Source organism: Dietzia sp. NPDC055343 (genome assembly GCF_053645265.1).
Genome location: NZ_JBSHMJ010000001.1, coordinates 205413 through 218796, shown reverse-complemented (window position 1 = coordinate 218796; position 13384 = coordinate 205413). Strand labels below are relative to the sequence as shown.

Genomic DNA, 13384 nt, shown 5'->3' with positions numbered 1-13384 from the left:
TCGTCCTCGATCGAGATCTCGTTGTCGTCGTACACCGCGATGAGATTGCCCAGCTTCTGGGTCCCCGCCAGCGACGACGCCTCCGCGGTGACGCCCTCCTGGAGATCACCGTCGGAGGCGACCACGTAGATGAAGTGGTCGAACGGGCTCTTGCCTGCCGGGGTGTCCGGGTCCAGGAGGCCACGCTCATACCGGGCCGCCATGGCCATGCCCACGGCCGAGGCGAGCCCCTGGCCGAGCGGGCCGGTCGTGATCTCCACACCGTCGGTGTGGTTCCACTCCGGGTGCCCGGGGGTGCGGGAGCGCCACGTACGCAGCGCCTTCAGATCGTCGAGCTCCAGCCCGAATCCCGCGAGGTACAGCTGCACGTACTGGGTGAGCGAGGAATGCCCGCAGGACAGGACGAAACGGTCACGGCCGATCCACTTCGGATCGGCCGGGTCGTGCCGCATCACACGCTGGTAGAGCGTGTAAGCCAGGGGAGCCAGGCTCATCGCGGTGCCCGGATGGCCACTGCCGCAGTTCTGCACTGCTTCTGCGGCGAGGACACGCGCGGTGTCCACGGCTCGGGTGTCCAGTTCAGTCCAATCGGACGGGTGGCGGGCGGTGGTGAGCTCGGTGATCTCCGACGCGCTGGTCACTTGTGGTTCTCCCGGGTCGAGGGGGCGGCGCGGATCCGCGCGTATGTCGTCCACCACCTTAGTGGTCGGCAGCGGCCGGGGTCGCCCGGTCCCCGCCCCCGCTCTTTCGCGGACGCCGAGGGCGGCACGTAGTATCGGCCGAGTAGTGCGTTCACGTCTGCGGCAAGGAGTTACGGTGCACGATTCCACCCCGACCCGGAGTGGGGGGCCGTCCGTCTCTCCTCCCGCGCTTTCGGGGCGACCGGCTCGGTCCGGCGGGCCTTCCCGCGTCCTCGACGTGGTGATGGCATACATCGCCCTCACCAAGCCGCGGGTCATCGAGCTCCTCCTGGTCGCGGCGATCCCCGCGCTCCTGCAGGCCGATCGCGGCCACATCCACCTCTCACTGGTGCTGTTGACCCTCGTCGGTGGCTGGCTCGGGGCGGCGAGTGCGAACTCGCTCAACATGGTCGTCGACTACGACATCGACCAGGTGATGAAGCGCACCGAGCGCCGCCCGTTGGCCCGCCACGCGATCACGCGCCGCGCCGCGTTGGTCTTCGGCCTGGTGCTCGGTATGGCCAGCATGCTCTGGCTGGGGCTACTGGCGAAGAGCTGGCTCGCGGCCTTCTTCATCCTCATCACGATCCTCTTCTACGTGATCGTCTACTCGATGATCCTCAAGCGCCGCACCGCGCAGAACGTCGTCTGGGGCGGAGCCGCCGGATGCATGCCGGTGTTCGTGTCGTGGGCGGTCATCACGGACCACCTGCCCGAGGGCCAGCCGCACAACTGGTGGCAGGCGGTCGTGCTGTTCCTGGTCATCTTCTTCTGGACTCCGCCCCACACGTGGGCGCTCGCGATGCGCTACAAGGAGGACTACAAGGCGGCCGGCGTCCCGATGCTGCCGGTTGTCATGTCCGAAGAGGGAGTCACCAGGCGAATCACGATCTACACCTGGGTCACGGTCCTGTGCACGTTTGCTCTCGTCCCCGCGGCGGGGTGGGTGTACGCACTCGGCGCCGTCGGTTTCGGTGTCTGGTTCATCGTGATGGCGCACCGCTTGGAGGCAGGCGTCCGCCGTGGCATCGAGGTCAAGCCGCTGAAGCTGTTCATCCTGTCGAACAACTACCTCGCGGGGGTGTTCGTCGCACTGTCCATCGACGCCGTCCTGGGACTGCAGACCATCTCGGAGATGCTGCCGATCCTCTGATCGGCCACAGGGATCCCGACCGGGGCGGCGCCCGGGGTCCCACTCCGCGTACCGGCCGGAGACCCGACAGGGTCTCCGCCGGGCCTTTTCACCGGGTCGGATCGAGAACCAGTGAGCCCGTCGTGCTCCGAGACTGCAGGGCCCGGTGTGCCTCAGCAGCCTCGGACAGACCGAACCGCGCGCCTACGGTCAGGCGCAACGAGCCGTCGACTATCCCCTCGAGGACCTCGGAGGCCCGCTCGCGGTAGTCCTCCGTGGACGCGATGTAGTCGGCCAGCGTCGGCCTGGTCAGGAACACCGATCCGGCCTCATTGAGCCGCTGGGGATCAACCGGCGGCACGGGACCACTCGCAGCACCGAAGAGAACCATCGACCCCCGGCGGGCCAGCGACGCGAGACTGTCATCGAAGGTGTCCTTTCCGACCCCGTCGAACACGGTTGCCACACCGCCCTCCGAGAGTTCACGCACATGTTCCGGCGTCGCATCCGGGTACAGCAGAACGTGATCCGCACCGAGTGCGCGACACAGCTCGGCCTTCTCCGCGGTCGAGGTGGTGGTGACGACGCGGAAGCCGCGACTCACGGCGAGTTGGATGAGCAACTGCCCGACCCCGCCGGCGCCCGCGGTGATGAGGACGGTGTCACCCTCCGTCGCCCGATGCGTGTCGGAGATGAGGTAGTGGGCTGTCAGGCCCTGAAGGAGCATCGAGGCGGCGACGTCGTCGTCGATTCCCTCGGGCACCGCCACGAGCGAGTCGGTCGGTGCCACGACGTACTGCGCATAGGAGCCCGGGACCTGACACCAGGCCACGCGGTCGCCCACGACCAGATCCGTCGCGTCCGGGCCGACCGCCTCGATCACCCCCGCGCCCTCGCTTCCGGGGATGAACGGCAGGTCCCGCGGGTAGATGCCCTCGCGGAGGTAAGTATCGATGTAGTTCACACCCACCGACGTCGTCCGCACCAGAACCTCACCCGGCCCGGGCACCGGCACATCGATCTCGACGGGGGTGAGGACCTCGGGGCCGCCGTGCTGGGCGATCTGAATGGCTCGCATGTCGCCCAGTATCCGGAACCACGGAAGATCTCGCAGGAGAAGGATCGTCACCTCTCCGGTCGGGGGACGGGAGTGGCGGACTGCGGGGGAGAGCCGAGGCGATAAGGTACACCGTATGAGCCTGCAGATCCTTTCCCAGTACGCCGGGGGACCGCACGTCAGGGCGACCGGCTGGCCCGCCATCGTCATCAGCGGCTCCGGCGGGACACCCGCGGCTGCGGCACCCGCGGCTGCGGCACCCGCGGCTGCGGCGCCGGCGGCTCCCGCCGAGCAGACCGCGGGGACCGCGGCGTCGGCTGAGGCGGCTGATGCTGCGGCGCCGGAGTCCACGACTTCTGAGACCGCTACCGTTGAGACAGCGGCCGCAGCAACTGCTCCTGTTGCTGCAGCGGCGGCTGCTGGCGGCGCGATCACGCTCGGGCGGCGCGCCCCGAAGGCGCCCGGTGGTGGGGCGTCGACGCTCCACGGGTCTCGTATCACGGAGTCCGAGGGCGCGGCGCCCGCTCCGAAACCCGCGTCGGCGGCCGAGGCGGAGCCTGCGACCGAGGCGAAGGCCGGTTCGGCAGCCGAGGCGAAGCCCACATCGGCAGCAGGCGATGCCGCCGAGCCCACCACCGAGGCACCGGCAGTCGAGACGCCTGCTGACGCCGGCCCACCGAAGCCTGCCACCGCCACGGGCGGGGGGCTCCAGCTGGGCGGCGGTTCTAAAGCCAAGGCACCCGGCGGCGGATCTGCGGGCAAGCTCGTTCTCGGCGGTGGCGCCGCCGCCGCGGCTGCAGGTGCGGACACGGCCGACACCGTCGGTGACGCCGAGGCCGAGACCGGCGCACCCGCTGATGCAGGAGCGCCCACCGACGCGCCGGCCGCCGAGTCCGCCGAGACGGCGCCGGCAGCCAAGCAGTCGTCGGAGACGACCGCCGGGGCCACTGCCGCGAAGGCCCCGGGTGGCGGGAAGTCCGGCGGGCTGACCCTCGGTGGCGGCTCCGGCGCCAAGGCCCCCGGCGGGGGCAAGTCCGGCGGGCTGACCCTCGGTGGCGGCTCCGGCGCCAAGGCCCCCGGCGGCGGGAAGAGCGGCGGGCTGACCCTGGGCGGCGGTGCCGCAGCGAGCGGCGCCGCGGCGGCGGGCGCTGCCGCAGCATCGTCGACCGAGGATGACAAGGCTCACGCCGCCGCGAAGGAGACGCAGGCGGACGAGGCGGCGGCGAAGTCCGCCACCCCGGCGCCCGCCCGGGAGCCGGAGAAGGAGGCCGCCGCCGAGGACTCCACGTCCGCCGCATCGGCCGAGAAGGCCGCCTCGGAGAAGATCGAGGCGACGCCGACTCCCGCCACTCCGGCTCCTCCCGCCAGGGCCGCCAAGCTCGTGAGCAGGTTCCTGTCCCGCCACGGCGGCACCGCGGACGTCGTCCTGCAGCCGACCGGCCGTCGGGGTGTCCGCGTGACCCTCGTCGGCGCCGACGGTGTCATGGGCGATGTCATGGTCGACACGCTGTCCCAGGCCGAGGCGGTGCGCGACGGCATCCAGGGCCTGACCGGCTCGGACTGGACCCGCGAGCTCATCTCCCGGGCTGATGTGCCGGCCGGCCACTGGAAGCGTATGGCCGGCTCCGGGTCACTTCTCTAGAGGGGTACGAATCGACGGCGGCCCCGCCACCAGGCGGGGTCGCCGTCGTCGTACCGTCCGACGCCACCCGGCAGCGCATCCGGCCGGTGGCCGGGGCCGGCCGGATGCGATGGGGCGGAAGATCAGGCGGTGATGCGTTCCCGAATGGTCCCGGCGGCCCACAGCGCCCCGGTGACCGCGGTGATGGCGCCCGCGAGCGTGACGTGGACGATCACCAGCAGTTCGGGCACACCGAGCTGGTACTGGGTGATACCGATGACCGCCTGAGCGGCGATCAGCCCGATGAGGATCGCAGCACGCCGGACGGCGGGGCCCGGGGTACGCAGTGCGATGAGGCCCGCGAGCAGCCCGATGAGCAGGCAGACGTATCCGATCATCAGCTCCGCGTGGAAATGCACCAACCACTGGATGGGCAGCTGCAGTCGGTCGGCAGCGCCGATACGGGCGTCGCCGGCGTGTGGCCCGGCGCCGGTGACCATCGTGCCCGAGACGAGTACGCCGGCGAGCAGCACCACGGACAGCCCCGTCAGCCAGGTCAGCGGCCTGGGGATGACGCGTCGGGCGGGCGCGGAGTCGTCCTCGCCGATCCGGACGAAGACTATCCCGGCGAACCACGCCAGGAACATCGACGGCAGCAGATGTAGCGCGACCGTCCACCAGGCCAGCCCGGCGAGCACGGTGATCCCGCCGATCACGGCCTGGGCCACGATGCCGAACGGCATCAGCCAGGCGAGCAGGAGAAGGTCCTGGCGCCGCCCTGCGCGGTGGAGGGCCAGGATCAGCGCGACGGCGACGGCCACCAGCACGAACGTCAGCAGGCGGTTACCGAACTCGACGGCCTGGTGGAGCGCGGGAGCCGCGCCGGCGACGGGGACGAAGCTGTCCTGATTGCAACGGGGCCAGGTCTCACAGCCGAGCCCGGACGCGGTGACGCGGACGGTGACGCCGGTCGTCATGATGCCGATCTGGGCGAAGACGTTCGCCAGGGCGATGCCCTTCTGGACCCGCAGCGACGGCATCGGCAGCCTGGACAGCAGCCCTCCGGGCTTCGCCGGTGTGGTCTCGGCCGGGGTTCCGGAGGACGGGGCGCGCGATGTCGAGGTCACGTTCCCGATTCTAGGCCGCGAGCTGTCGGGGTCTGCTATCAGGTGAAAGAGAAGTGACGTACGGCAAACCAGCCGCACACGGCGGTCCAACCGAGCAGGACCGCCGCGGCGAGCGCGGGGAGGCCGCCGCTGTCGGCGGTGAGGAGCGCGTCGGTCAGTGCGTAGGAGGGGACGACGACGAGGAGGTCGGCCACCCGGGCGGGGAGGTCGACCACCCCGATAGCGAGTCCCGCGGCTCCGATGAGCACGAACCAGATGAGGTTGGCCAGTCCGAGGACGATCTCGGCACGCATCGTGCCGCCGAGGAGGAGGCCCATCGACGAGAAGGCGGCGGATCCGAGCGCGATCATCACCGCGCCCACCAGGGCACCGGCGAGGGAGGGCCGCCACCCCATCGCGATGGCGATCGCGCCGAGGATGACCGTCTGCCCGGCCACCAGGATGAGCGTGGCCAGGATCTTCCCCGCGATGATGACGGCCGGCGGGAGAGGCGTGCCCCCGAGCCGCTTGAGCGCGTCGTACCTGCGGTCGAAGGCCACGGCGATCGCCTGCCCGGTGAACGAGGTCCCCATCACCGACATCGTCAGAACCGCGGTGATCGCGTGGTCGACGCGAGGTTCCGGAACGGCCCCGAAGTCGATCGCGACGAGGGCGATCAGCGCGGCGAGCGGAATGATGAGAGCTACCAGCAGCTGCTCTCCGTTGCGCAGGAACAGGGTCAGTTCCATACGGGTCTGGGCGGCGGCCATGCGCCGGACCGGTGCCGGGGCCGAGGGCCGGGCGAAGGTACCGGGGGCGAACCGGTTGTGCGCGGTCTGGGGGTGGCTCATCGCAGATCCCGTCCGGTCAGGTCGAGGAAGACCTCCTCGAGACTCCTGGTCCGTGTGGCCAGGGAGGTGAGTTGGACGCCGGCCCGCTCCAGTGCGGTGCACAGCGCGGTCATCAGTTCCGGGGAGACAGGGCCGTGGACCTCGAGCACGCCGGCGGCGCTGCCGGCCGTGACGGTGTGGTCCGGCCCGAGCACGCCGTCGAGGAGGGACGGGACCACGTCGGTGTCGACGACGAGGGTCACGCCCTCGGTCGTACCGTCCCGTTCTAGTTCGGCGGGGCTGCCGGAGGCGACCTGCCGCCCGCGGTCGACGATCACCACCTCGTCGGCGAGCGCCGCGGCCTCGTCCATGAGATGGGTGGTGAGCAGGACCGCCACCCCGTCAGCGCGGAGCGCCCGGACCAGGTCCCAGACCGCGAGTCGCGCCTGGGCGTCGAGCCCGGCGGTCGGCTCGTCCAGGAACACCAGCTCGGGCCGGCCCATGACGGCGATCGCGAGGGAGAGCCGCTGCTGTTGGCCGCCCGACAGCCGTCGGTACGGCGTGTTGACGTGATCGCTCAGTCCGAGCTCGTCCAGTAGCCAGTCCGGGTCCAGGGGGTCGGAGTAGTACGCGGCCACCAGTCGGAGCATCTCGCCGGCGCGGACTCCGGGATACGCCCCTCCGCCCTGCAGCATCATGCCGATCCGGTTTCGGACACCCTGACGATCTGTGACGGGGTCCATCCCCAGTACCCGTACGGTCCCGGCATCCGGGCGGAGGAAGCCCTCGCAGATCTCGACCGTGGTGGTCTTGCCCGCGCCGTTGGGCCCGAGCAGGGCCATGACCTGACCGCGCTCCAGGGTCAGATCCAGACCGGCGACGGCAGTGGTGGCGCCGAACGTCTTGACAAGTCCTTCGACCTGTAGCGCGGGGGAGTGGGTCGATGGGGTCACGGCTGCCGATTGTAGGCCGACGCGCCTAGCGGTAGCGCAACAGCCCGGGCCACCGGAAGAGGGCGACGAGCACGATCAGAACGGTCACCACCGTCGCAGCCCAGGCCTGGACTGTCACGAAAGGGGGCAGACCGGCACCGGGCGGGAGTGTGAAGCAGGCGAGCACCGCACTGACGGCCACCACCGGGATGCGGAATTCCACACGCGATGCCCATGCGGCCAGGGGCACGAGGGCCCACAGTACGTACCAGGGGTGGACGACGGGGAAACACAGGACGATCGCGGCCATGGACACGCCCAGTCCGCCCACCGGGTTCATCCGGCCGGCCTGGACCGCGAACAGCATGCGCACCGTGAACGCCGCGGCAGCGATGAGGGCCGCGGTCTGCACCATGACGAGGATCTGCTCGGTGTGATCGCCCAACCCCAGGTACTGGCCTGTTCCTCCGGCGATCACGCCGAGAGCGGTGGGGGGCGAGAGCCAGCTCCGCAGCGAGGTGGCCGCCCCGAGCTTGGTGATCCATCCCAGCCCCGAGGAGGTCACGAGCATGGCGACGCCGGTGGTCACCCCGCTCACCGCGAGCATCGCGAGAGCCGCCCTGACGGTGGCGCGCCACCCCGCACCCCACCGTCGCGCGAGCGCCATCCCGACGAACCCGAGCGCGACCACGGTCGGCAGTTTCACCAACGCCGACCCGGTAACCAGGACCGTGCCGAGGACGAACATGGCGGTGGTGCGTCGACCCGGTGGGGCCTCGACGGCCCGCAGTGCCAGCACGAGCCCGATCGCCAGCAGCCCCATCATGAGCGCTTCCGAGTGGATGCCCGAGACCAGGTGGAACAGGACGAGCGGGTTGGCCACGGCCAACCACAACGCGGCCACGTCCGAGACCCCGCAGTACTCGGCGAGGCGGGGGACGGCCCAGCCGAGCATGAGGATGCCGATCACGGCCACCACGCGGTGCAGGATGATGGCGGGCACGACCTCCTCGCCGGTGATGGCGTGGATGAGTTTCTGGACGCCCAGGAACAGCGGCCCGTACTGGTTCGGGGTGTCACGCCAGATGTCCGGCACGTTGATGGCCAGGGCGTGCGAGGTGCCCAGCGCGGACACGGGGCCGAGCGCGTAGGGGTCGTCCTGCGAGTTCCCGATCGCCCCCTGTGCGAGATAGCTGTAGACGTCCTTGCTGAACATCGGTGGGGCCACCGCCAGAGGCAGCGCCCACGACGCGATGATGCGGTCCAGGGTCGCCCGGTCGATCCGCCCGCTGAGTCGCCCGCGCCTGTCCCGGCCCAGGACGTACGGGGCGAGCAGCAGCCAGCAGATGACCACCACGACCATTCCCGCCATGACGACGGTCATCGACGACTGCTGCAGCCGGAGCCACAGACCGAACAGCCGCTCCCCCGCAGCGGGGTTCTGAAGCACGGGCAACGCGCCGGCGCCCAGCGCACCGACCGCCATCGCGACCGCAGCGGTGGTCCCGGTCAACCGGATGCGCCGGAGCCGCGCCATCTCGGCGGACATCGGCGAGCCGGTGGGCAACTCCGCGGTGTGCAACCGGGCGGTCACCGCACCCGCGCCGCGCAGGGGGAATTCGCGTGCCACTGTCCCGACCTTCCTCCACCGCAGGCGCCGTCGGACCACCCTCGACCACCCCTGTCGGACGCGCCCGGGGGTGGGGGAATATTTCCGACACAAGTTTGTTGCGTAATATCAGGTGGTGCGTCCCACTCGGGGCGCAACGAGCATAACCGGAAGGGAGTGACGCATGAGCGTGCAGCACGCATACGCCACCAGCGCACGCCCGGACACGCGCTCGGCGATCCGTGAACTCCTCCTCGCCCGAGGAGCGCTCACCGCGACGGAGATCGGACGCGAACTCGGCCTCACCGCCGCAGGCGTCCGACGACACCTCGACAACCTCGTCGAGGTCGGCGAGGTGGAGCCCGCGCACACGCGTCCGGCCGGAACCCGCGGCCGACCGGCGAAGGCCTTCCAGGTCACGGCCTCCGGACGCAGCACGGCCAAGCACGGGTACGATCACCTGGCCGTCGAGGCACTCACGGCGCTGCGCCGGATCGGCGGCTCCGAGGCGGTTATCGACTTCGCCCGAGAGCGAGTCCGTTCGGTGATCGGACACGTCCGACCAGCTGAGGGGCCGCACGATGTCGAACGCGCCGCGTCCGACATCGCGTCCGCGCTGTCCGAGGCCGGATACGCCTCGTCCGTCGAGGAGGTGGGGACCGGCCTGCAGGTCTGTCAGCACCACTGCCCGGTCTGGAACGTCGCCTCTCGTTTCCCGGAACTGTGCGAGGCCGAGCAGGAGGTGGTGTCCGAGATAGTGGGCACCCACGTCCAGCGCCTCGCCACCATTGCGGGCGGCAACTGCGCCTGCACCACGAACATCCCGACAGGGACCGTGTCCGCGGAGTTCCTCGCAGCCACGATCCCCGCACCGGCCGGCGCACCCGCGCCGGCTTCGACCGCCGAAAGGACAGTGCGATGACCATCACCCCAGACCAGGTGACGGCCGACGTCACCGAGCCGACCACCGACGAGGAGCGGATCGCCTCCATCGGTCAGTACAACTATGGCTGGCACGATTCGGACGACGCCGGTGCCACCGCGCAGCGTGGACTCTCCGAGGCGGTCGTGCGTGACATCTCCGCCAAGAAGAACGAGTCCGACTGGATGCTCGAGAAGCGACTCAAGGCGCTGAGCATCTTCGACAAGAAGCCGATGCCGGCCTGGGGTTCCGACCTCTCGGGGATCGACTTCGACAACATCAAGTACTTCGTCCGTTCGACCGAGAAGCAGGCCACCAGCTGGGAGGACCTGCCCGAGGACATCAAGAACACCTACGACAAGCTCGGCATCCCCGAGGCCGAGAAGCAGCGTCTGGTGGCCGGTGTCGCGGCGCAGTACGAGTCCGAGGTGGTCTACCACCAGATCCGTGAGGACCTGGAGAGCCAGGGCGTCATCTTCATGGACACCGACACCGCCCTCAAGGAGCACCCGGAGTACTTCGAGGAGTACTTCGGCTCGGTGATCCCGTCGGGCGACAACAAGTTCTCCGCGCTCAACACCGCGGTGTGGTCGGGCGGCTCGTTCATCTACGTCCCCAAGGGCGTGCACGTCGACATCCCGCTGCAGGCCTACTTCCGCATCAACACCGAGAACATGGGCCAGTTCGAGCGGACGCTGATCATCGTGGACGAGGACGCCTACGTGCACTACGTCGAGGGCTGCACCGCGCCGATCTACAAGTCGGACTCGCTGCACTCGGCCGTGGTGGAGATCGTCGTCAAGAAGGGCGGTCGCTGCCGCTACACGACCATCCAGAACTGGTCGAACAACGTCTATAACCTGGTGACCAAGCGTGCCCGTGCCGAAGAGGGCGCCACCATGGAGTGGATCGACGGCAACATCGGTTCCAAGGTCACCATGAAGTACCCCGCCGTGTGGCTGACCGGTGAGCACGCCAAGGGAGAGGTCCTCTCCGTGGCGTTCGCCGGCGAGGGCCAGCACCAGGACACCGGCTCGAAGATGCTGCACCTGGCGCCCAACACGTCGTCGAACATCGTCTCCAAGTCGGTGGCGCGCGGCGGCGGGCGCTCCGCCTACCGCGGGCTGATCCAGATCAACCCCGGCGCCAAGGGCTCCAAGTCCAACGTCGAGTGCGACGCGCTGCTGGTGGACAACATCAGCCGCTCGGACACCTATCCGTACATCGACATCCGCGAGGATGACGTGACGCTGGGGCATGAGGCCACGGTCTCCAAGGTGAGCCAGGACCAGCTGTTCTACCTCATGAGCCGCGGCCTGGCCGAGGAAGAGGCCATGGCGATGATCGTCCGCGGATTCGTGGAGCCCATCGCCAAGGAGCTGCCGATGGAGTACGCCCTCGAGCTCAACCGCCTGATCGAACTGCAGATGGAAGGATCGGTGGGCTGACCACCATGACCGACACCACCACCCCCACCCCGGCCTCCGCGCCGGCCCCGGTGACCGACCGCTACGGGATCCCCGTCGGCGCGACGAAGGGCGACCAGTTCTCCTCCTTCGACGTAGGCGCCTTCGAGGTCCCGAGCCACAAGGACGAGATCTGGCGGTTCACCCCGCTGCGGCGCCTGCGTGGCATCCACGACGGCTCGAACGTCGAGGCCACCGGCCGGATCCTCGTGTCCCTCGCCGAGCAGGACGGACTGACCGTCGAGACCGTCACCACCGGTGACAAGCGCGTCGGCGAGGCCGGTGCGCCCCGCGATCGGGTCGCGGCCCAGGCCTTCACCGCCGCGGACGAGGCCACCATCATCACCGTGGCGAAGAACAAGGTGATCGACGAGCCCGTCTACGTCACCGTCGACGGCCCGGGCGAGGGCAACGTGGCGTTCGGCCACACGCAGGTCCGTCTGGAGCCGTTCGCCAACGCCACATTCGTGGTCGATCAGCGCGGCGGCGGCACCGTCGCCGAGAACGCCGAGTTCATCGTCGGCGATTCCGCCCACCTCGAGGTCGTGCTCATCCAGGACTGGGATGACGACGTGGTGCACCTGGCCGGCCATCACCTGCAGGTCGGCCGCGACGCCACCGTGACGTACACCGCCGTCACCTTCGGTGGCGAGGTCGTACGAATCGCCCCGTCCGTCCGGTACACCGCACCCGGCGGCACGGCCCACCTCAATGGTCTGTACTACGCGGATGACGGGCAGCACATCGAGCACCGTCTCCTCGTCGACCACGAGGTCCCGAACTGCACCTCGCGGATCCTCTACAAGGGCGCCCTCCAGGGCGACGCGAAGTCGAACCTGCCGGATGCGCACACCGTCTGGATCGGTGACGTGCTCATCCGGTCGCAGGCGCTCGGCACCGACACCTACGAGATGAACCGCAACCTCGTCCTGACCGACGGGGCGCGTGCGGACTCGGTGCCCAACCTCGAGATCGAGACCGGTGAGATCGCCGGCGCGGGCCACGCCAGCGCCGTCGGCCGGTTCGACGAGGAGCACCTCTTCTACCTCATGTCGCGCGGTATCGCCGAGGACGTCGCACGACGCCTCGTCGTCCGCGGCTTCTTCGGCGAGGTGATCAACCGAATCGGTGTGCCCGAGGTTCGCGACCGGATCACCGAGGCCGTCGAGCTGGAGCTGCAGTCCTCCGGTATCTGACGTCCGGCCCCGAGTAATTCCCCAAGACCTTTCACACAGATTGCGAGCACTGAAATGACCATTCTCGAGATCAAGGACCTGACGGCCCGCGTCGCCGCCACCGAGGACGCCCCGGAGACCGTCGAGATCCTCAAGGGCGTCAACCTGACCATCGAGTCCGGCCAGACCCACGCCATCATGGGCCCCAACGGCTCCGGCAAATCGACCCTGGCATACGTCATCGCCGGCCACCCCAAGTACGAGGTCACCGGCGGAACCGTCACCCTGGACGGCGAGAACGTCCTGGAGATGGAGGTCGACGAGCGGGCGCGCGCCGGCCTGTTCCTGGCCATGCAGTACCCGACCGAGATCCCCGGAGTCTCCACCGCCAACTTCCTGCGCACCGCGGCTACCGCCGTGCGTGGCGAGGCCCCGAAGCTGCGCCACTGGGTCAAGGAGGTCAAGGAAGCCATGTCCGACCTGGACTTCGACCCGGCGTTCTCCGAGCGCAGCGTGAACGAGGGCTTCTCCGGCGGCGAGAAGAAGCGCCACGAGATCCTTCAGCTCGACCTCCTCAAGCCGAAGATCGCCGTTCTCGACGAGACCGACTCCGGCCTGGACGTCGACGCCCTGCGCGTCGTCTCCGAGGGCGTCAACCGCTACAAGGCGGAGGAGAACGGCGGGATCCTGCTCATCACCCACTACACGCGGATCCTGCAGTACATCAAGCCCGACACGGTTCACGTGTTCGTCGACGGCCGCGTCGCCGCCTCCGGTGGCGCCGAGTTGGCCGACGAGCTCGAGGCGAACGGTTACGAGAAGTACCTGACGCCCGCGAACGCCTGATCAGACAG

Annotated in this window: 11 protein-coding genes and 1 pseudogene; 6 read left to right on the top strand and 6 right to left on the bottom strand. The window is 69.5% G+C overall.

The window, feature by feature from the left end; translation table 11 throughout:
• Positions 1 to 641: pseudogene (locus ACWIE7_RS00980) on the bottom strand (transketolase); the annotation flags it as partial.
• A gap of 283 nt (positions 642 to 924) precedes the next feature.
• Between ACWIE7_RS00980 and ACWIE7_RS00975 the strand changes: the two are divergent.
• Positions 925 to 1833, top strand: coding sequence for a heme o synthase (locus ACWIE7_RS00975; protein WP_454068376.1), 909 nt, complete (start codon positions 925 to 927; stop codon positions 1831 to 1833).
• Positions 1834 to 1921: 88 nt separating this feature from the next.
• Here ACWIE7_RS00975 and ACWIE7_RS00970 read toward each other — a convergent pair whose 3' ends face one another.
• Positions 1922 to 2890, bottom strand: coding sequence for a quinone oxidoreductase family protein (locus tag ACWIE7_RS00970; RefSeq protein ID WP_454068375.1), 969 nt, complete (start codon positions 2888 to 2890; stop codon positions 1922 to 1924).
• Positions 2891 to 3005: 115 nt separating this feature from the next.
• On the opposite strand from ACWIE7_RS00970, the gene ACWIE7_RS00965 reads away from it, so the two are divergent.
• Positions 3006 to 4511, top strand: coding sequence for a hypothetical protein (locus ACWIE7_RS00965; protein ID WP_454068374.1), 1506 nt, complete (start codon positions 3006 to 3008; stop codon positions 4509 to 4511).
• A gap of 122 nt (positions 4512 to 4633) precedes the next feature.
• Here ACWIE7_RS00965 and ACWIE7_RS00960 read toward each other — a convergent pair whose 3' ends face one another.
• The 4 genes from ACWIE7_RS00960 to mptB all read right to left on the bottom strand — a co-directional run bounded on the left by ACWIE7_RS00960 (position 4634) and on the right by mptB (position 8988).
• A complete protein-coding gene (locus ACWIE7_RS00960) occupies positions 4634 to 5530 on the bottom strand; it encodes a COX15/CtaA family protein (RefSeq protein WP_452099060.1) in 897 nt (298 codons plus the stop codon).
• 125 nt (positions 5531 to 5655) lie between these two features.
• Positions 5656 to 6447, bottom strand: a complete 792-nt coding sequence (locus ACWIE7_RS00955) for an ABC transporter permease (protein WP_454058420.1) — start codon at positions 6445 to 6447, stop codon at positions 5656 to 5658.
• Complete coding sequence (locus ACWIE7_RS00950; protein ID WP_452098889.1) at positions 6444 to 7379, bottom strand: ABC transporter ATP-binding protein; 936 nt, start codon at positions 7377 to 7379, stop codon at positions 6444 to 6446. The genes ACWIE7_RS00955 and ACWIE7_RS00950 overlap by 4 nt, the downstream gene beginning before the upstream one ends.
• Before the next feature lie 25 nt (positions 7380 to 7404).
• The gene (gene mptB / locus ACWIE7_RS00945; protein WP_452098888.1) at positions 7405 to 8988 is read right to left on the bottom strand and encodes a polyprenol phosphomannose-dependent alpha 1,6 mannosyltransferase MptB; all 1584 of its coding nucleotides are present in this window, start codon (positions 8986 to 8988) and stop codon (positions 7405 to 7407) included.
• Between the two features lie 163 nt (positions 8989 to 9151).
• Between mptB and ACWIE7_RS00940 the strand changes: the two genes are divergently transcribed.
• From ACWIE7_RS00940 to sufC, 4 genes are read left to right on the top strand one after another with little or no spacing between them, the layout of a single operon-like run.
• On the top strand, positions 9152 to 9889 hold the full coding sequence (locus ACWIE7_RS00940; RefSeq protein WP_452098887.1) for a helix-turn-helix transcriptional regulator: 738 nt from the start codon (positions 9152 to 9154) through the stop codon (positions 9887 to 9889).
• Positions 9886 to 11337 carry a Fe-S cluster assembly protein SufB gene (sufB, locus tag ACWIE7_RS00935; RefSeq protein WP_230928912.1) on the top strand — a complete coding sequence of 484 codons (1452 nt, stop codon included), beginning with the start codon at positions 9886 to 9888 and terminating at the stop codon, positions 11335 to 11337. Before ACWIE7_RS00940 ends, sufB begins: the two co-directional genes overlap by 4 nt.
• 5 nt (positions 11338 to 11342) lie before the next feature.
• On the top strand, positions 11343 to 12551 hold the full coding sequence (sufD, locus tag ACWIE7_RS00930; protein ID WP_454068373.1) for a Fe-S cluster assembly protein SufD: 1209 nt from the start codon (positions 11343 to 11345) through the stop codon (positions 12549 to 12551).
• Between the two features lie 54 nt (positions 12552 to 12605).
• Positions 12606 to 13376 carry a Fe-S cluster assembly ATPase SufC gene (gene sufC / locus ACWIE7_RS00925; RefSeq protein ID WP_230928914.1) on the top strand — a complete coding sequence of 257 codons (771 nt, stop codon included), beginning with the start codon at positions 12606 to 12608 and terminating at the stop codon, positions 13374 to 13376.
• Positions 13377 to 13384: the final 8 nt, after the last annotated feature.

Coding starts and splice junctions, on each gene's coding strand:
- ACWIE7_RS00975 (WP_454068376.1), top strand. CDS start 925: ATGGCATACATCGCCCTCACCAAGCCGCGGGTCATCGAGCTCCTCCTG.
- ACWIE7_RS00970 (WP_454068375.1), bottom strand. CDS start 2,890: ATGCGAGCCATTCAGATCGCCCAGCACGGCGGCCCCGAGGTCCTCACC.
- ACWIE7_RS00965 (WP_454068374.1), top strand. CDS start 3,006: ATGAGCCTGCAGATCCTTTCCCAGTACGCCGGGGGACCGCACGTCAGG.
- ACWIE7_RS00960 (WP_452099060.1), bottom strand. CDS start 5,530: ATGCCGTCGCTGCGGGTCCAGAAGGGCATCGCCCTGGCGAACGTCTTC.
- ACWIE7_RS00955 (WP_454058420.1), bottom strand. CDS start 6,447: ATGAGCCACCCCCAGACCGCGCACAACCGGTTCGCCCCCGGTACCTTC.
- ACWIE7_RS00940 (WP_452098887.1), top strand. CDS start 9,152: ATGAGCGTGCAGCACGCATACGCCACCAGCGCACGCCCGGACACGCGC.
- sufB (WP_230928912.1), top strand. CDS start 9,886: ATGACCATCACCCCAGACCAGGTGACGGCCGACGTCACCGAGCCGACC.
- sufD (WP_454068373.1), top strand. CDS start 11,343: ATGACCGACACCACCACCCCCACCCCGGCCTCCGCGCCGGCCCCGGTG.
- sufC (WP_230928914.1), top strand. CDS start 12,606: ATGACCATTCTCGAGATCAAGGACCTGACGGCCCGCGTCGCCGCCACC.